The sequence below is a fragment of the Nocardia sp. NPDC005745 genome, assembly GCF_040630775.1.
Taxonomy (GTDB): domain Bacteria; phylum Actinomycetota; class Actinomycetes; order Mycobacteriales; family Mycobacteriaceae; genus Nocardia.
On record NZ_JBEXYF010000013.1, the window covers coordinates 53,541 to 70,214 of the forward strand.

Below are 16,674 nucleotides of genomic sequence, written 5' to 3' on the forward strand. Positions count from 1 at the left end.
CCCCTGGCCAGCTGAACGACAGCCGACCTATCCGCGCCCGGACGTTACTGTTTCAGCTCCTCGACCAGGGCGTCCACCACCGCGATCAGGTCGCCCTGCGATGCCGCGGCGACGCGGCGCTGCCGTTGATAGGACGCGCCCCGCTTGGGAATCTCGGCGACCATCGCGAGTTCGTCCGCGCAGCCCAGTCGCGCCGCCGTCGGCTCCAGCCGGTTCAGCAGATCGTCCAGGTCGTCGGTGACCAAGCGCTCGTTGCTGTCGGCATCGGTGATGATGATCGCGTCCAGTCCGTACCGGGCGGCCCGCCACTTGTTCTCCTGCACATGCCACGGCGGCAGGGTGGGCAGGGTTTCGCCGTTCTCGACACGCTGGTCCAGGTCGACGATCAGGCAATGGATGAGCGCGGCCAGTGCTGCGAGTTCGGCGCGCGTGGAGATGCCGTCGCAGACCCGCACCTCGATGGTGCCCCACTTGGGCGCCGGGCGGATGTCCCAGTGCATGCCGCCCAGCTGGGTGAACACACCGGTCTTGACCTCGTCGTGCACGAAATGCTCGAACTGGGTCCAGTTCTCGAACTGGAACGGCAGGCCCGCGGTCGGCAGCTGCTGGAACATCAGCGTCCGGTTGCTGGCGTAGCCGGTGTCCGATCCGGACCACATCGGCGAGCCCGCCGACAGCGCGAGCAGATGCGGATACGACAGCAGCAACGAGTTGAGGATCGGAAACACCTTGTCGCGGTGCGAAACTCCGACGTGCACGTGCACGCCCCAGATCATCATCTGGCGACCCCACCACTGTGTGCGCTCGATCAGCTCGTCGTAGTGCTCCGACCGGGTGAGCTGCTGGGCCGACCACTGCGCGAACGGATGGGTGCCCGCGCAGAACAGGTCGACGCCGAGCGGCTCAGCCGCGCGCCGCACCGTGTTCATGGTGCCGGTCAGGTCCTCCACCGCGGCGCCTACGGTCTCGTGCACGCCGGTGACGAACTCGACGGTGTTGCGCAGCAGCTCTTTGGTCACCTGCGGGGTGCCGTCGTGGGCCCGCAGCTCACCGAGTGAATCGAACACCTCGGCGGCGGTATTCGACAGATCCCGGGTCACCTTGTCCACCAAGGCGATCTCCCATTCGACCCCGATCGTTGGCCGAGGCGAACCTTCGAAGGGAACGTGCTCGATTCCTGCCCCGGCCATATACCACCGCGCTACTGGATCACGCCACAGGCGACACGGCCGCCCGCGTCGCCCGTCGCTAGGGTCGTCTCGTCAGGACCCGCGACGCCATCGGCGCGGTTGTAACGATTCGGGATGTTGCCGAAGTTGTCGGCGTCGGCGTGGATGATCAGGGCCTTGCCCTTCACGTCGTCCAGCGTCACCGCGTCGGTGGTGGTGACCAGCTTGGCGACGCCGTCGCCACGCACCTCCAGCGAGGTCAGATCACCGCTGGCCGGATGCGCGTTGGCGCTGCCGACCTGCAGATGACCACCGGCGGAGAGGAAGTCGCCCGCCGGGCCGCCGGTCGGTGCGACGGAGTTCGGCTCGCACTTGCCCGCCTGGTGCACATGCAGGCCGTGGAAGCCGGGGCGCAGCCCGTGGGCCTCGACGGTGACCTGCAGGTGGTTGCCGTCCTTGGCGAAGTTCGCGGTGCCCACCGAGGCGCCGGAGGGGTCTTTCAACTGCACGTTCACCCCCTGCTCCGTGCTCGGCGTGCCGTGCTCGGTGCTCGACTGCCCGGCCGGGGCGGCGGACCCGGTCCACACCGGCGGGGTGGTTCCCTGGACGTCACTCGACTCCTGGCTGTTCGAGCAGGCGGCGAGGCCGAACACCGCGACCGCGAGCACCGGGGTCACAGTCCGCCAAGACGGGCGGCGAGTTGTGGACGGGGCCATCGGGGAACTCCTTTACGAGTACCGAGTTTACGAGTAAAGCTGGGTGGACACGTTCGTTACCGGACAAGATGATGCCACGCCGCCATGCCGTGTCCCCGACAGGGCGGCGCGCCCTCACCTCACGTTCGCCGGTCCGAGCGTGCGAACAGCGGCCACACGGGTCAGTTACCCGTGACGATCACCGTTACACCCGGTCCGGTGTCCCCGATTCCGTCCGACTTCGGCGCCACCGACGCGCCGAGCTCGTCCGCGACGGCCTGCGCCGCCTCCTTGTCGCCGGGCGAAGTGCCGTAGTACACAGTGGTTTTCGAGATACTCGCGCCGGGGTAGTTGCCCGTTTCCGCGATCGTCCACCCGCTCGCCGAGAGCTGGCCCGCCGTCTTGGCGGCGAGTCCGGGCACCATGCTGTTGTTCAGCACGCGCACCGGGACCGAACGGGCCGCCGCGGAGGTGGTCGCCGCGGCGGTCGTGGTCGGCGTGACCGTCGCCACCGCGGTGGACGAGGACGCGACCGAGGTCGCCGCCTTGGGCGTGGTCGTGCTCGCCCGGATCTGGGGCGCGGCCGTCGCGCTCGAGGTGGGCGATTCGCTGGTTCCCGAGGCGTCGCTGTCGGCGTCGGAACTCGACAACGACATCGCGCCCAGACCGGCGAAGACGATGGCCAACGCGATCAGCACCATCGCAAGGGCGCGCAACGGTGGCCCACCGGAGGTGGGATTCGGGTAGCTCACCCTCGCGAGCCTAGTCGCACGAGGCGGGTCAGGGTCCGCATCGCCGGGTCAGACCTGGAATCCCAGCCGCCGCGCCGCACGCGCCTTCTGCCTGCTCGCGCGCAGCCTGCGCAGCCGCTTCACCAGCATCGGGTCGGCGGCCAGCGACTCCGGCCGGTCCACCACCGCGTTGAGCACTTGGTAGTAGCGGGTCGGCGACATGGCGAACAGCTCGCGGATCGCCTCCTCCTTGGCCCCCGCGTACTTCCACCACTGCCGCTCGAAAGCCAGGATGTCGAGTTCGCGACGGCTCAACCCGGAGCCGTCCGCCTGGTCGGCCGGAGCCTGCCCTGTCGTGACATCTTCGCTCGCGGAAGGGCCGTCCTGGCTCTCGGAAAGATTCCGTGCCGCTGCGCCGTCCATCTCGCTCCCTCGCCGAGTGACCACCAGACGAAAATGGTGCTTGTACGTCGCGGAACATTCAACCACGCAGCCCGGGAATCGCCCTGGCCACGACGCGGCGTGTTCCCTACCTGCCGGTAGCCGCGGTACCCGAAGCGCTGTGACGTGGCACCCACGGCAATAATTGGCCCATGGCAATCCTCCCGATCGTGATCGTCGGCGACCCGGTTCTGCACAACCCGACCGAACGGGTCACCCGATCGCCGGAGGAATTGGCTCCGCTCATCGCGGACATGTACGAGACGCTCGACGCGGCGCACGGCGTCGGTCTCGCGGCCAACCAGGTCGGCGTTCCGCTGCGCCTGTTCGTCTACGACTGCCCCGACCTGGGCGCGGACGGCGCCGCGACCCGGCGCCGCGGCGTGGTGGTCAACCCGGTACTGGAGACCTCGCAGATCCCGGAGTCCATGCCCGACCCGGACGACGACGAGGAGGGCTGTTTGTCGGTACCCGGCGAGCAGTTCCCCACCGGCCGCGCCGAATGGGCGAAGGTGACCGGCACCGACGAGCACGGCGAGCCGGTCGAGGTGGAGGGCAAGGGTTTCTTCGCCCGCATGCTCCAGCACGAGGTCGGGCATCTGGACGGGTTCCTCTACGTGGATGTGCTGATCGGCCGCAACGCACGGGCCGCCAAGAAGGCGATCAAACGCAACGGCTGGGGCACACCGGGTTTGAGCTGGCTGCCCGGCACCGACCCCGACCCGTTCGGGCATGACGACTGACCCCGCCGCCGGCCTGCCCGATATTCCGCTCGGCCGCCGCGTGGTGCTGCGCTATCGGTTGCCCGCGGGTTATCCCCAACCGTTGACCGACGTGATCGGCGAACTCGTCGCGCTGGATCCGCCGACCGTGCGCGGCGCCGACGGCACGGTCGTATCGGTGGCGCCGGAGCGCGTGGTGGCGCTGAAAGCGCTCGGACCAAGGCCGATTCGCACCAAGGAGATCCGCGCGCTGGAGGCCGCGGCCGCCTACGCCTGGCCGGGCGTGGAACACGCGTGGATCGACGGCTGGCTGGCGCGTGCGGGTCGCGGGTACACCGGCCGCGCGAACTCCGCTGTGCCGCTGGGCAGTTCCGAGGCGCCCGCCACCGTGTCCGCGGAGACGCTGCACCGGATCGGCGAGTGGTACACCGCGCACGGCCTGCCCTTGCAACTCGCGCTGCCCGATCGGCTGGCCCCCGTGCCGCCCGGCTGGCACAGCTGGCGAGAAACGCTCATTCTCGCCATCGACATCGACAATTTCGTGCTGCCCCAGGGTCCTTCGATGGTGCGGATCGCCGCCGCCCCTGACGCCGACTGGCTGGAGATGCACCGTTACGGCGGCGAAGTTCACACCGGGCAGGCGATTCCTCCACCGGATCCCGAGGTGCTGACCGCGGTCCTCGACGGCGAACTCGGCTTCGCCTCGCTCGGCCTGCCGCGCCCCATCGCGATCGGCCGCGGCGCGCTCACCACCGCCCCGGACGGACGCCGCTGGGTCGGCCTCACCTGTGTGGCCGTCGCCGCCGCGCACCGCAGGCACGGGCTCGGCTCGCTGGTCTGCGCCGAGCTGGTTCGCTGGGGCCACGACCGCGGCGCGACACACGCCTACCTCCAGGTGGAGGCCACCAACGAGGCGGCCCGCGCGATGTACCGCGAACTGGGCTTCGTCGAACACCACGCCTACCGCTACGCCGCGCCGGAGCCACTCGCCGGGTCCGGCGGCCTGCGGTAGAACAGACCTGTCACCCGCGCGAAGGAAGGCCGCCGTGCGTCTCGCCACCTGGAATGTCAACTCGATCCGCTCCCGGCTCGACCGTGTCGCGGACTGGCTCGACCGCCAAGACATCGACGTGCTCGCCCTTCAGGAGACCAAGTGCCGGGACGACCAGTTCCCGTTCGAGCGCTTCGACGAACTGGGCTACGAAGTGGCCCACCTGGGCATCAACCAGTGGAACGGAGTGGCGATCGCCTCCCGGGTCGGCCTCGCCGACGTCGAATTCGCCTTCCCCGAGCAACCTGGTTTCGACAAGGACGCGGGCGAGTCGCTGATCAGCACGCCGGTCGTCGAGTCCCGCGCGATCGGTGCCACCTGCGGTGGCGTGCGGGTGTGGAGCCTGTACGTACCCAACGGCCGCACCTTGGCCGACCCGCACTACGCCTACAAGCTGGAATGGCTTGGCGCCCTGCGGGACAACGGCGCGCGCTGGCTGGCCGAGGACCCGCAGGCCAAGATCGCGCTGGTGGGCGACTGGAACATCGCGCCGACCGACGACGATGTCTGGTCCGTGGAGTACTTCGCCGACAAGACGCACACGTCGAAACCGGAACGCGATGCCTTCCAGGCCGTCGTCGACGCCGGGTACGCGGACGTCATGCGTCCGTTCGCACCGGGGCCGGGCGTCTACACCTACTGGGACTACACCCAGCTGCGCTTCCCGCGCAAGGAAGGGATGCGCATCGATTTCATCCTCGCCTCCCCCGCGCTCGCCGCCACCGTGACGGACGCGATGGTCGATCGCGAGGCACGAAAGGGCAAGGGGGCCAGCGATCACGCTCCGGTGATCGCCGATTTCGCCGACGGACCCGGGCCCTCGTGACCCGCCCGGCGCAGCCGCCCTTCCCGCGCCGCAGTGGAAACCGGGCAACCGGCGCCCGGCTGGGCGGGGTGAACAGCGACTCGGCCATGGGGCAACGGCAACGGGCGCAGCACCTCGGCCCGGAGCGCCGCCGCCCGCAGGTGCTCGACACCGCGCTGGCCATCGCCGTCGACAACGGCATCGCCGCGGTCACCATGGCCGCGATCGCGGAGCGGATGAAGGTGACCCGGCCGGTGGTCTACGCCTGCTTCGCCGATCGGGTCGAGCTGATCGAGGCGCTGATCCAACGCGAGGAGGGCTACCTGGTCAGCGGCGTGCTGGAGGTGGTGACGCCGCGCGACGTGGACGCGGACGAGACCGTGTTCGTCGAGGGGTTCCGCGCGCTGCTGACGAAGGCCGCGAGCCGCCCCGATGCCTGGCGGCTGGTCTACGGCAACCCCGACCCCGCCGTGGCGAAGTCGTTCGGCCGCGGCCGCAAGCTGGTCATCGAGCGCTGCGCCAAACTGCTGCGACCGACGCTGCGCGCGTGGGGCACCGCCGACGCCGAGCGCAAGCTGCCCGTGCTGGTGGAGCAGTGGGTCTCCGCGGGCGAGGGGGCGGTGCGCGCGCTGCTCGCGGACCAGGAGGGCTGGACACCGGCGGATCTCGGCGCGTTCGTCGGGGCCGCGGTCTACCGCGCCCTGCGAAACGCCTGATAGGCGACGCGGCCGCACTACGATGGTGATCAACTATCCGACCACCGGTTGGCGGAGGAACGGTCATGGCGTTCTATCGGCAAGTGGGTGCGGTACCGCCGAAGCGGCACACCCAGCATCGGGATGAGCAGGGCCGGCTCTACTACGAGGAGCTGATGGGCGAGGAGGGCTTCTCCGGCGACTCCTCGCTGCTCTATCACCGCGGCCTGCCGCCCGCGCTGGTCGATTCGACGGTCTGGGAGTTGCCCGATCAGCGGACCACGCCGAATCATCCACTGCGCCATCGTCATCTGCGGCTGCACAACCTGTTTCCCGGCGACACCCCGTCGGAGACCGATCCGGTCACCGGGCGGCGGTTGCTGCTCGGCAACGCCGACGTGCGCATCTCCTACGTCGTCGCCAAGGGCGGATCGCCGTTGTACCGCAACGCTATCGGCGACGAACTGGTGTACGTGGAGTCCGGCGCGGCGGTGGTCGAGACCGTGTTCGGCGCGCTGCACGCGCGGCAGGGCGATCAAGTGCTCATTCCGCGAGCCACCACGCATCGCTGGCGGCCCACCGGCCCGGAACCGCTGCGAGCGTATGTGATCGAGGCTGCCGGCCATATCACTCCGCCGAAGCGCTATCTGTCGAAGTTCGGTCAGCTGCTCGAGCACGCCCCGTACTGCGAGCGCGACCTGCACGGACCGGCCGAGACGATCACCGCGACCGGCACCGAGGTGGAGGTGCTGGTCAAACACCGGGCCGGCGGGCAGGTCGTCGGCACCCGGATGGTCTACGCCACCCACCCGTTCGACGTGGTCGGCTGGGACGGCTGCCTGTATCCGTTCACGTTCAGTATCGCCGACTTCGAGCCGATCACCGGGCGCATCCATCAGCCGCCGCCCGTCCATCAGGCATTCGAGGGCGGCAACTTCGTCATCTGCAATTTCGTGCCGCGCAAGGTGGACTACCACCCGCTGTCGATCCCCGTGCCGTACTACCATTCCAACGTCGATTCCGACGAGGTCATGTTCTATTGCGGCGGCAACTACGAGGCGCGCAAGGGTTCCGGGATCACCCAGGGCTCGGTGTCGGTGCACCCCGGCGGTTACGCCCACGGTCCGCAACCCGGCGCCTACGAGAACAGCATCGGCATCGAGTACTTCGACGAGCTGGCCGTCATGGTGGACACCTTCCGTCCGCTGGAACTCGGTGAAGGCGCCCTGGCCTGCGAGGACCCGACCTACGCGTGGACCTGGTCCGGGCGGGGCCCCGCGTGAGGACGAGGGTCGAGGTATCCCCGGAGTCTTTGTTCGGTCCGGACAACCTGCCGTACGGGGTGTTCGCACCGAGGGGAAGAAGCCACCGGGTGGGTGTGCGGCTCGGCGAACACGTCGTCGATGTGCTCGCGCTCCTGGATGATCCGGTGTTCGCCGAACCGAGCCTGAACGCCTTCCTGGCGCAGGGGCCCGGACGCTGGCGCGCGGTCCGCGACCGGATTCGCGAGGCGGTCGAAGGCGAGCTGGACAGCGCCGCGGTCCATCCCCTGTCCGACGTGGAACTACGGCTGCCCGTACGGATCGGCGACTACGTGGACTTCTACGCGAGCATTGATCACGCGACGAATCTCGGCCGCCTGTTCCGGCCGGACGGCGACCCGCTGCTGCCGAACTGGCGCCACCTGCCGGTGGGCTATCACGGGCGGGCGGGGACCGTGGTGGTGTCCGGCACCGAGGTGGCGCGGCCGTGCGGGCAGCGCCGATCCGAATCCGGTGCGCCGGAGTTCGGCCCCTCCCGGCGGCTGGACATCGAGGCCGAACTCGGCTTCGTGATCGGTGTCGGCTCGCGGCTCGGCGTGCCGGTCGGCATCGACGAATTCGCCGACCGGGTCTTCGGCGTCGCGCTGGTCAACGATTGGTCCGCGCGCGATATCCAGGCCTGGGAGTATCAACCACTCGGACCTTTCCTCGGTAAGTCGTTCGCGACCTCGCTCGCACCGTGGATCACGCCGCTGGCCGCACTGGAGTCCGCGCGCATACCGCTGCCCGAGCAGTCGCCCGCGCCGCTGCCCTACCTGCGGGGTAACGAGGCGTGGGGCCTGGACATCGATCTCACCGTGGCGTGGAACGGGCAACCGGTCGCGCACCCGCCCTATGCCCGGATGTACTGGTCACCGGCGCAGATGCTCGCTCATCTCACCGCGAACGGAGCTGCTACCCGCCCCGGTGATCTGTACGCGTCGGGCACCATCTCCGGCCCCGAACCGGACCAGCGCGGGTCGTTCATCGAGTTGTCCTGGGGTGGGAGTCAACCGATTCCGGTGAACGACGGGCAACGCACCTTTCTCGAAGACGGCGACGAAGTGACGATCACGGCATCTGCTCCCGGTCCTCAAACGTCTCGCATCGGATTGGGCGAGGTCACCGGCCGCATCCGCCCCGCGCATCCGCGCTGAACCCCGAGCAATCTTCCAGCGCTTGAGCTCGCCCCCTTCCGGGTACGCCGCGCTACGGTTGCATCCGCCAGACAAGGAGCGAGGTCATGACCGATCGCCCGGACGTAGCGCACCGCAGGCCCGACGGCGTCGACGACACCACGGTCGCCGCCACCGGCAAACTGTCGGAGGCGCTGGAGATCATCGAACGCGCCCGCGGTCACCTGTACTCCTTCCACCAGCTGACCGGCGGCGCCGACCTGGCGCTCGACGAGGCCGTGGAGCTGTTCCGCGAGGCGGGCCATGCCCGCATCGCCGACCGGATATCCACCGAATTGATCGGTCGCAACGTGCTGGCCGGACGCTGGACGTTCCAGATCATCGAAGAATACGACGACGGCTACTACGCCCTGTTCCGCGAAATCGACCGGGCCGCCCGAGACGAATTGCTCGACGGTCGCCGCCACCTCTACGAAGCCGAGATGAAAGAAGCCCGCCGCACCCGCGGCGCGCCCGGCCATTCGGCCAAACCGGAAGAGTTGTGATCTCGACCGGGAATCCCGGGCATGCCGCCTGGCCGGGCGCCCTCGCCGTCGGCGCCACACCGACCGAACACGCATGCTCCCAGGTCGATTGCACCGCCTGTTCGTCGCGCGGAGTCCGCCGCCACACCTTCCTGAGCGCCTGGCCGGACTCCCGGGTATTCAGCAGCGCCTCATCCCGGCACGCGACTTCCAGCCGCGCCTCGGCACGTCGTCACCGATGTCCACTGCCTGTGAGTTCGCTCGATCGCGGCGAATCGCCGGGCACGCGGCCGGGCGGTCCGGGTATGGTCGGGCGGGAAAATTTCACAACCAACGGGGGCTCGCACCAGCGGGCTGAGAGGACGGCTAGCCGAGAGGCGTCAGGGCCGTCGACCGTATGAACCTGACCGGGTAATGCCGGCGTAGGGAGGAAAAGATGGCACCCGCCGCTGCGTCCGACGGCGCAACCGCACCAGTCGACAGCGTCACCACCGGCCCCATCGAGGGCAGCGTCAAGCACTATCTCGAAGTCGAAGACCTGCGCATACCCGTGCGCCGGATCAATCTGACCAATGGCGAGCACTTCGATGTCTACGACACGTCTGGGCCGTACACCGACGAGACGGCGACGATCGATCTCGAAGGCGGTCTACCGAAGCTGCGCGACACCTGGCCCAGATCAGAGGGGGCGGGCCCGCGCACCCAGCTCGCCTGGGCCCGCGAGGGCATCGTCACGCCCGAGATGCGCTTCATCGCCGCGCGTGAAGGCGTCGCGCCGGAGCTGGTGCGCGAAGAGGTCGCCGCGGGCCGCGCGGTGATCCCGGCCAACCATAAGCATCCGGAACTCGAGCCGACCATCATCGGCAAGAAATTCCTGGTCAAGATCAACGCGAACATCGGGAACTCGGCCGTCTCCTCCTCGATCGCCGAGGAGGTGGAGAAGATGGTGTGGGCGACCCGCTGGGGCGCGGACACCATCATGGACCTGTCCACCGGCAAGAACATCCACGAGACGCGCGAGTGGATCCTGCGCAACTCCCCCGTCCCGGTCGGCACCGTGCCGATCTACCAGGCGCTGGAGAAGGTGAACGGCGACCCGACCGCGCTCACCTGGGAGATTTACCGCGACACCGTGATCGAGCAGTGCGAGCAGGGCGTGGACTACATGACCGTGCACGCGGGCGTGCTGCTGCGCTACATCCCGCTGACCGCCAAGCGGGTGACCGGCATCGTCTCGCGCGGCGGGTCGATCATGGCGGCTTGGTGCCTGGCGCATCACCAGGAATCGTTCCTGTACACGCACTTCGAGGAACTCTGCGAGATCCTCGCGCGCTACGACGTCACCTTCTCCCTCGGCGACGGCCTGCGGCCCGGCTCCATCGCCGACGCCAACGACGAGGCGCAATTCGCCGAACTGCGCACCCTGGGCGAACTGACCAAGATCGCGAAATCCCATGGCGTACAGGTGATGATCGAGGGTCCCGGTCACGTGCCGATGCACAAGATCGTGGAGAACGTCCGGCTCGAGGAGGAGTGGTGCGAGGAGGCGCCGTTCTACACACTCGGCCCGCTCGCCACCGACATCGCACCGGCCTACGACCACATCACCTCGGCCATCGGCGCGGCCATCATCGCGCAGGCGGGCACCGCCATGCTCTGCTACGTCACGCCGAAGGAACACCTGGGCCTGCCCAACCGCGACGACGTGAAAGTCGGCGTGATCACCTACAAGATCGCCGCGCACGCCGCCGACCTGGCCAAGGGACACCCGCACGCCCAGCAGCGGGACGACGAACTGTCCAAGGCCCGCTTCGAATTCCGCTGGCGTGACCAGTTCGCCCTGTCGCTCGACCCGGACACGGCGCGCGAGTACCACGACGAAACGCTGCCCGCCGAACCCGCCAAGACCGCGCACTTCTGCTCGATGTGCGGCCCGAAGTTCTGCTCGATGCGGATCTCGGCGGACGTGCGCGAATACGCCGAGCGCCACGGCCTGAACGAGGTCGAGGCGCTGGAAGCGGGCATGGCGGAGAAGTCCGCCGAGTTCGCGGGCAAAGGCAACGCCGTCTACCTGCCCGTCGTCTCGTAACGACCACCCGCCGCTCGCCGCATACCTACGATGCGGCGGGCGGCGGGACGCCGGGTTCGAATGGAACTCTCGGCGACAACCGGTTGAAAGTGCAATCGGTGTACACGTAATGCGTTGCTGTAGCTGATATTCCAGTCTTCTAGGAACTGCGAATTCGCGCATTCCGGGGGGTCAGGGTGCGACGCTTGGCGACGATCCGGCCGAGCAGGTCTTTGGCGGATCGCTGTTCGATCAGCCACATGGCTTTTCCGATCAGGACCGCTCGGCGATCAGTAGGACTGGAGTTCGATCAGTGTGCCCTCCGGGTCACGCAGGTGGGCGGTGCGCAGCCCGGGGCCCCACTGCGGCCGATCGGCTGGACCTGCGACAACCGTGGCGCCGTGCTCGGCACACAGTGTCGCACCCGCGTCGACATCGCGGACCCGGCAGACGAACATGACCGCGTCCTGCGACGGCGCGGCTCGCTCCGGCAGCGCCGATGTCGCGACGACCTCCGCCATCGCGGAGCGATCGAAGAGCACAAGCGCACCTTGATCCCCGACGTCCCAGTTCGCGTAGGGACCCGCAGCGGTTCCCTTGATCAGGGTCGCCCCGATCAGCTCGGGCAGCACGGCCGCGTAGAACTCGAAGCACTCGGCGAATCGGGTGACCAGAAGTCTCGGATGAAGTGCGTCCACGGCGTCTCCAACTAGTTGGTGCCGACCTATTGTAGGTCCACACCTACAATAGATCCATGGACTCCGGACGCGCACTGCCGCCGAGCCTGCTCGGCCTCGACATCTACCTTCTGTCCCGGGTGGGCAAGACCGCGCGCGGCCGATTCGCCGACCGGCTCGCCGCTCGCGGCCTGCGGCTGTGGCACATGGCCATCCTCGCGGCGCTCGCCGATTTCGGCCCGCACGCCCAACGGGATCTGGCCGAGCGCCTGACCATCCACCCCAGCGACGTCGCCAAGATCGTCGACGAACTGGAAGCCGCCGGTCGGGTGGAACGCACGCGCGACGACCGCGACCGTCGCCGGATCACCGTGCGCGTCACCCGCACCGGCCGCGCAGCATTGCGTTCCCTCGATCGCGAGGCCGGTCGGGTCGGCGACGAAATCCTCGCCCCATTGGACACGGCCGAGCGCGATCAACTGCATGCGATGCTGGAACGCGTCTTCACGCATGCGCATCCGGAGTCCGCTATCGAGTGATTTCGGCGACGACCGTTGCGTGAAGATCTCCGGCGGCATCGGGCGAGGGCGACTACCTCGCTCTGGTCGCTCGTACGAGTCGGACGAATGGTCACCGTCGCGCCATGACCGCGCCGATATGCGAGATCAGAGCACCGTCTGCTCGATCAGGCGGCGGGCCGCGCGATCGGTGCGCTCGACCTCGCCGGTGATCATCCGGTCCTGCAAAATCCCTCGCAAGCCCGACACAAGCAGGGTCGCGACGACTTCGGGGTCGTCAATGGACGGAAGGTTGCGCAGCCCGTCCGCCAGCGCCGACACGAACGCGGCGATGGCGGAGATGGCGTAGTCGGCATACGGACTCCGTGGTGCACAGGCTGCGCCGAGGACTTGCAGCATCACCCGGACGCTCGTTCGGCCCTCACCCGAGGTGTTCGCGGTCCAGAAGTCCCACAGCCGGTCGCGGAGTTCGGACGGGTCACCGATGTCGGCGAAGAGGGCTGCGAGGTCAGGGCGCTGCGTCGCCAGCGCTTGGACCAGCAGCTCCTCCTTGGTCGTGAAGTAGTAGATCAGCATCCGCGAACTGGTGCCGAGTTCGGCGGCCAGTGGGCGCAGCGACAGGTCCGCGAGGCCGTGGTCGGCGATGTACCGCACCACGGCGGCGAGCAGTTCGGCGCGTTTGGCGTGGTCTAGGGGGCGGGCCATGGGTTGACCGTAGCGATTGGTACAGGTATTCATGACATCGTGACTGTAACAATCGCTTCAGAAACTCGGGATTCGGTGGTGGTCACCGGGTACGCGGCGACCACGTCGCTGGCCGACGATATGGACACGACCTGGTCCGAACTGCTGGCGGGGCACAGCGGAATCGGCGCGCTCGAGGACGATTTCGTAGCCGAGTACGACCTTCCGGTCCGCATCGGCGGCAAGCTGAAGTCACAGCCCGGCGCCGAGCTCACCCGGGTCGAACAGCGCAGGCATTCCTACGTCGAGCAAATGGCGCTGGTGCTCGGCCGCCGGGTGTGGCGTTCCGCCGGCGCCCCCGAGGTGGACGGTGACCGATTGGCGGTGGCCATCGGCACCGGGCTCGGGGGCGGCGACGCGCTGATCTCGGCGGTCGACGCGATGCGCGCGGGCGGCTATCGCAAGGTGTCGCCGATGTCGGTGCCGATGGTGATGCCGAACGGTCCCGCCGCCACCGTCGGGCTCGAGATCGGAGCGAGGGCAGGTGTTTTCGCTCCGGTGTCGGCCTGCTCCTCGGGTTCGGAGGCGATCGCGCACGCGTGGCGGCTGATCACCACCGGCGAGGCGGACGTGGTGGTGGCGGGCGGCGTCGAAGGGCATATCGACGCCGTGCCCATCGCGAGTTTCGCCATGATGCGCGCCATGAGCACCCGCAACGACGACCCGGAACGCGCGTCACGCCCGTTCGACCGCGACCGCGACGGATTCGTCTTCGGCGAGGCGGGCGCGCTGCTGGTGCTCGAGTCCGAGCGGCACGCTCGCGCGCGCAGGGCCGCCGTGCACGGGCGGGTGCTCGGCGCGGGCATCACCTCCGACGCCTATCACATCGTCGCGTCCGAGCCGGAGGGCATCGGCGCGGCTCGCGCGATGCGCAAGGCCATCGAGACCGCAGGACTGCGGGCTTCGGATATCCAGCATGTGAACGCGCACGCCACGTCGACCTCCATCGGCGACGCCTCGGAGGCCAACGCGATCGCGTCCGTGGTGCCCGATGCCTCGGTCTACGCGCCAAAATCCGCGCTCGGGCATTCCATCGGGGCGGTCGGCGCGTTGGAGTCGCTGGTCACCATGCTCACCCTGCGGGATCAGGTCGTCCCGCCCACCTTGAACCTCGACAATCTCGACCCAGCGATCGACCTGGACATCGTCGCGGGCGCGCCGCGCACCCAGCGCATCGATTTCGCGCTGAACAATTCGTTCGGCTTCGGGGGGCACAACGTCGCGCTGGCGTTCGGCCGGGTCTGACCTCGAGTTCCGTTCCGGAGCGGGCTACCGTCGTTGTACAACCGACCGATCGGCCCGAAGGACGGACAGCGACGTGAGCGAGCACCGGCGAAGGAACCGAGGAGCGTGCGCGCGGGCGTGCGCGACGGAATCGAGCGCAGGCGGGGCGCTGTGAGCGACGCCTTCTACCTTCCCGACCCCGACCGGCCGGATCGCTTTCTGTCCACCGAGCTGACCCGCGGCCCCTGGTCGCCGGATGCCCAGCACGCGGGTCCGCCCTCGGCGCTGCTCGGGCACGTGATCGAGCGGTGCGAGCCGCGCCCGGGATTCCAGGTCGGCCGGGTCGCGGTCGAGATCCTCGGCCCGGTGCCGCTGGCACCGCTCACCGCGGCGGCGCGGGTCGTCCGCCCCGGCCGCAGCGTCGAACTCATCGAGGCGACGCTGTCCACCGAGCGCGGGCCGGTGATGCGGGCGAATGCCTGGCGGTTCAAGCTTTCCGAACCGGAATTGCCGCTGCCGGAACGTTTCCTGCCCACCGGCACACGCCCCGGTCCCGAACACGCGGACGTTCCCGCGCCGTTCCCCTCCACCCAACCGGTGGGCTTCCACACCGCCATCGAATACCGCTTCGTCAGCGGCTCTTTCACCGAGCCGGGTCCGGCGGTGTGCTGGATCAGGATCAAATACCCGATCGTCGCGGGCACCGACCCGAGCCCGCTGGAACGCACCCTCGCGGCGGCGGATTCCGGAAACGGCGTCAGCGCGGTGATGGACTGGTCGAAGTACCTGTTCATCAACACCGACCTGACGGTCACCCTGCACCGCCAACCCGCAGGTGAATGGGTCTGCCTCGACGCCGTCACCTACCCCCAACCCCATGGCATAGGTATGGCCGAATCGGCGCTCTACGACGAAAAGGGTCCCTTGGGCCGCAGCACGCAAACCCTCTTCCTCGGCAACCGATAGCCGAGGCAGACCCACTCGGCGTTCGTCGCGACAACCCTCACGGACGGGTCGAGATCTGCTGGACGCCCCAGCCGTTCCCGTCCGGGTCGGTGAAGAAGAAGAATCCGACGTTGTCGAGTGGGTCGGGCATGGGGGCGGGGTTCTCGCCGAGGACTTGGATCTCGGTGACCTCGACGCCTCGGGCGGTGAGCTCATCGTGGGCTTTGCGCAGGTCGTTGACCACGAGTTGCAGGCCCTGCTGGGAGCCGGGTGTCATGTCGGGCACCGCGCCCTTGCCGATCACGATCGAACAACCCGAGCCGGGTGGGGTCAGTTGCACGATGCGGACGTTGTCGTCGATCTCGGTGTCGTGGTCGACGGCGAAGCCGAGTTGCTCCGCGTAGAAGTTCTTGGCTCGGTCGATATCCGACACGGGCACGATGACGACCTCGAGTGTCCAGTTCACGGCGCATCCTTTCGGGGCGGACAGCGGTATTCCTACCAGTGCGGACCGGTCGGCACGGGAGAAATCATCGCCGAGCCCAGCGCCAGTTGAACTCGTCCGGCGCGGGCGGGGGGCCGGGAAGTTCGCCGTCCGCGCTCAGCCCGGCCAGCAGCATCGCGAGCACGCGGCGGCGCAGCTGGACCGTGCGCTGCGGATCGGGCACCGCGACGGCCGCGCAGGACTCCAGGATCAGGCCGAGATCCTGCGGGGTGACGTCCGAACGCAGTTCGCCGGTGGCGTGGGCACGGCGCACGAGATCCTCCGTGACCTTCGCGGAGTGCTGCACATCGGGCAGCATCGATTCGTCGGGGGTGAAAGTGCCCGCGAGATGCACGGCCAGCGAGTGCACGTCGGCGTCCACCACTCGCTCGAGAAAGCCGACCAGGCCTTGCCAGCCGTCCGGATCTTCCAGCGCCGCATCGGCTTCCGCGTTGTACCGGCGCAGACCCTCGTGGCAGAGCGTGCGCAGCAGCACCTCCTTGCTCGGATAGCGGCGATACAGCGCACTGATCCCGACGCCCGCGCGTTCCGCGACGGCGGAAATCGGGGCCGTGGCATCGGCGAGGAACACGGCACGGGCGGCCTCCAGGATCAAGCCGTCATTGCGGGCGGCCTGCGCCTTGCGGCCGGGTAAACCCTTCTGAGCTGGGTCATCGGATGTCTTCGGCATGACAACAGGATAGCACTTGAACGGAACGATCCGTTCTGTTACGGTTCAATCAG

19 protein-coding genes and 1 riboswitch are annotated in these 16,674 nt (G+C 68.5%); of the genes, 11 read left to right on the forward strand and 8 right to left on the reverse strand.

Annotated features, from left to right (window positions below):
- Positions 1–44: 44 nt before the first annotated feature.
- The 4 genes from ABZ420_RS15750 to ABZ420_RS15765 form a co-directional block, all read right to left on the reverse strand.
- Positions 45–1,190, reverse strand: coding sequence for a glutamate--cysteine ligase (locus tag ABZ420_RS15750; RefSeq protein WP_357122556.1), 1,146 nt, complete (start codon positions 1,188–1,190; stop codon positions 45–47).
- Between the two features lie 11 nt (positions 1,191–1,201).
- Positions 1,202–1,885 (reverse strand): superoxide dismutase family protein, encoded by a 684-nt coding sequence (locus ABZ420_RS15755; protein WP_357122559.1) that lies wholly within the window; start codon positions 1,883–1,885, stop codon positions 1,202–1,204.
- Between the two features lie 161 nt (positions 1,886–2,046).
- A complete protein-coding gene (locus ABZ420_RS15760) occupies positions 2,047–2,616 on the reverse strand; it encodes a LytR C-terminal domain-containing protein (protein ID WP_357122562.1) in 570 nt (189 codons plus the stop codon).
- Positions 2,617–2,664: 48 nt separating this feature from the next.
- Positions 2,665–3,018, reverse strand: coding sequence for a DUF3263 domain-containing protein (locus tag ABZ420_RS15765; protein WP_040870643.1), 354 nt, complete (start codon positions 3,016–3,018; stop codon positions 2,665–2,667).
- A 170-nt stretch (positions 3,019–3,188) separates the two neighbouring features.
- On the opposite strand from ABZ420_RS15765, the gene ABZ420_RS15770 reads away from it, so the two are divergent.
- From ABZ420_RS15770 to thiC, 8 genes are all read left to right on the forward strand, one after another.
- A complete protein-coding gene (locus tag ABZ420_RS15770; protein WP_357122565.1) occupies positions 3,189–3,779 on the forward strand; it encodes a peptide deformylase in 591 nt (196 codons plus the stop codon).
- On the forward strand, positions 3,769–4,770 hold the full coding sequence (locus ABZ420_RS15775; protein WP_357122568.1) for a GNAT family N-acetyltransferase: 1,002 nt from the start codon (positions 3,769–3,771) through the stop codon (positions 4,768–4,770). Before ABZ420_RS15770 ends, ABZ420_RS15775 begins: the two co-directional genes overlap by 11 nt.
- A gap of 34 nt (positions 4,771–4,804) precedes the next feature.
- Positions 4,805–5,635, forward strand: coding sequence for an exodeoxyribonuclease III (locus tag ABZ420_RS15780; RefSeq protein WP_357122571.1), 831 nt, complete (start codon positions 4,805–4,807; stop codon positions 5,633–5,635).
- 86 nt (positions 5,636–5,721) lie between these two features.
- Positions 5,722–6,330 carry a TetR/AcrR family transcriptional regulator gene (locus tag ABZ420_RS15785; RefSeq protein WP_357122887.1) on the forward strand — a complete coding sequence of 203 codons (609 nt, stop codon included), beginning with the start codon at positions 5,722–5,724 and terminating at the stop codon, positions 6,328–6,330.
- Between the two features lie 65 nt (positions 6,331–6,395).
- Positions 6,396–7,592 (forward strand): homogentisate 1,2-dioxygenase, encoded by a 1,197-nt coding sequence (locus tag ABZ420_RS15790; protein WP_357122574.1) that lies wholly within the window; start codon positions 6,396–6,398, stop codon positions 7,590–7,592.
- Positions 7,589–8,767, forward strand: a complete 1,179-nt coding sequence (fahA, locus tag ABZ420_RS15795; RefSeq protein WP_357122577.1) for a fumarylacetoacetase — start codon at positions 7,589–7,591, stop codon at positions 8,765–8,767. Before ABZ420_RS15790 ends, fahA begins: the two co-directional genes overlap by 4 nt.
- 86 nt (positions 8,768–8,853) lie before the next feature.
- On the forward strand, positions 8,854–9,291 hold the full coding sequence (locus ABZ420_RS15800) for a hypothetical protein (protein ID WP_357122580.1): 438 nt from the start codon (positions 8,854–8,856) through the stop codon (positions 9,289–9,291).
- A gap of 302 nt (positions 9,292–9,593) precedes the next feature.
- Positions 9,594–9,716: riboswitch (TPP riboswitch) on the forward strand.
- Positions 9,707–11,359, forward strand: a complete 1,653-nt coding sequence (gene thiC, locus ABZ420_RS15805) for a phosphomethylpyrimidine synthase ThiC (protein ID WP_357122583.1) — start codon at positions 9,707–9,709, stop codon at positions 11,357–11,359. (Overlaps the previous riboswitch by 10 nt.)
- 269 nt (positions 11,360–11,628) lie before the next feature.
- Here thiC and ABZ420_RS15810 read toward each other — a convergent pair whose 3' ends face one another.
- A complete protein-coding gene (locus tag ABZ420_RS15810; protein ID WP_357122586.1) occupies positions 11,629–12,036 on the reverse strand; it encodes a VOC family protein in 408 nt (135 codons plus the stop codon).
- Positions 12,037–12,092: 56 nt separating this feature from the next.
- Between ABZ420_RS15810 and ABZ420_RS15815 the strand changes: the two genes are divergently transcribed.
- Complete coding sequence (locus ABZ420_RS15815) at positions 12,093–12,554, forward strand: MarR family winged helix-turn-helix transcriptional regulator (protein WP_357122589.1); 462 nt, start codon at positions 12,093–12,095, stop codon at positions 12,552–12,554.
- Positions 12,555–12,680: 126 nt separating this feature from the next.
- Here ABZ420_RS15815 and ABZ420_RS15820 read toward each other — a convergent pair whose 3' ends face one another.
- Positions 12,681–13,238, reverse strand: coding sequence for a TetR/AcrR family transcriptional regulator (locus tag ABZ420_RS15820; protein WP_357122592.1), 558 nt, complete (start codon positions 13,236–13,238; stop codon positions 12,681–12,683).
- Positions 13,239–13,277: 39 nt separating this feature from the next.
- On the opposite strand from ABZ420_RS15820, the gene ABZ420_RS15825 reads away from it, so the two are divergent.
- A complete protein-coding gene (locus tag ABZ420_RS15825) occupies positions 13,278–14,522 on the forward strand; it encodes a KasA/KasB family beta-ketoacyl-ACP synthase (RefSeq protein ID WP_357122595.1) in 1,245 nt (414 codons plus the stop codon).
- A 117-nt stretch (positions 14,523–14,639) separates the two neighbouring features.
- Positions 14,640–15,467 (forward strand): thioesterase family protein, encoded by an 828-nt coding sequence (locus ABZ420_RS15830; RefSeq protein WP_357122597.1) that lies wholly within the window; start codon positions 14,640–14,642, stop codon positions 15,465–15,467.
- Between the two features lie 37 nt (positions 15,468–15,504).
- On the opposite strand, the gene ABZ420_RS15835 is transcribed toward ABZ420_RS15830, so the two are convergent.
- Together ABZ420_RS15835 and ABZ420_RS15840 are read right to left on the reverse strand one after the other, a co-directional pair.
- Entirely contained in the window at positions 15,505–15,912 is a 408-nt protein-coding gene (locus tag ABZ420_RS15835; RefSeq protein WP_357122600.1) for a VOC family protein, read from the reverse strand.
- Positions 15,913–15,976: 64 nt separating this feature from the next.
- Positions 15,977–16,621: a TetR/AcrR family transcriptional regulator gene (locus tag ABZ420_RS15840; protein WP_357122603.1), complete on the reverse strand. Its 645-nt coding sequence runs from the start codon at positions 16,619–16,621 to the stop codon at positions 15,977–15,979.
- Between the last annotated feature and the right edge of the window lie 53 nt (positions 16,622–16,674).

Bases quoted from the DNA above. Each gene is read 5' to 3' on its own strand.
- ABZ420_RS15790 (WP_357122574.1), top strand. From the start codon at position 6,396: ATGGCGTTCTATCGGCAAGTGGGTGCGGTACCGCCGAAGCGGCACACC.
- ABZ420_RS15820 (WP_357122592.1), bottom strand. From the start codon at position 13,238: ATGGCCCGCCCCCTAGACCACGCCAAACGCGCCGAACTGCTCGCCGCC.
- ABZ420_RS15800 (WP_357122580.1), top strand. From the start codon at position 8,854: ATGACCGATCGCCCGGACGTAGCGCACCGCAGGCCCGACGGCGTCGAC.
- ABZ420_RS15750 (WP_357122556.1), bottom strand. From the start codon at position 1,190: ATGGCCGGGGCAGGAATCGAGCACGTTCCCTTCGAAGGTTCGCCTCGG.
- ABZ420_RS15755 (WP_357122559.1), bottom strand. From the start codon at position 1,885: ATGGCCCCGTCCACAACTCGCCGCCCGTCTTGGCGGACTGTGACCCCG.
- ABZ420_RS15785 (WP_357122887.1), top strand. From the start codon at position 5,722: ATGGGGCAACGGCAACGGGCGCAGCACCTCGGCCCGGAGCGCCGCCGC.
- thiC (WP_357122583.1), top strand. From the start codon at position 9,707: ATGGCACCCGCCGCTGCGTCCGACGGCGCAACCGCACCAGTCGACAGC.
- ABZ420_RS15770 (WP_357122565.1), top strand. From the start codon at position 3,189: ATGGCAATCCTCCCGATCGTGATCGTCGGCGACCCGGTTCTGCACAAC.
- ABZ420_RS15765 (WP_040870643.1), bottom strand. From the start codon at position 3,018: ATGGACGGCGCAGCGGCACGGAATCTTTCCGAGAGCCAGGACGGCCCT.
- ABZ420_RS15840 (WP_357122603.1), bottom strand. From the start codon at position 16,621: ATGCCGAAGACATCCGATGACCCAGCTCAGAAGGGTTTACCCGGCCGC.
- ABZ420_RS15775 (WP_357122568.1), top strand. From the start codon at position 3,769: ATGACGACTGACCCCGCCGCCGGCCTGCCCGATATTCCGCTCGGCCGC.
- ABZ420_RS15815 (WP_357122589.1), top strand. From the start codon at position 12,093: ATGGACTCCGGACGCGCACTGCCGCCGAGCCTGCTCGGCCTCGACATC.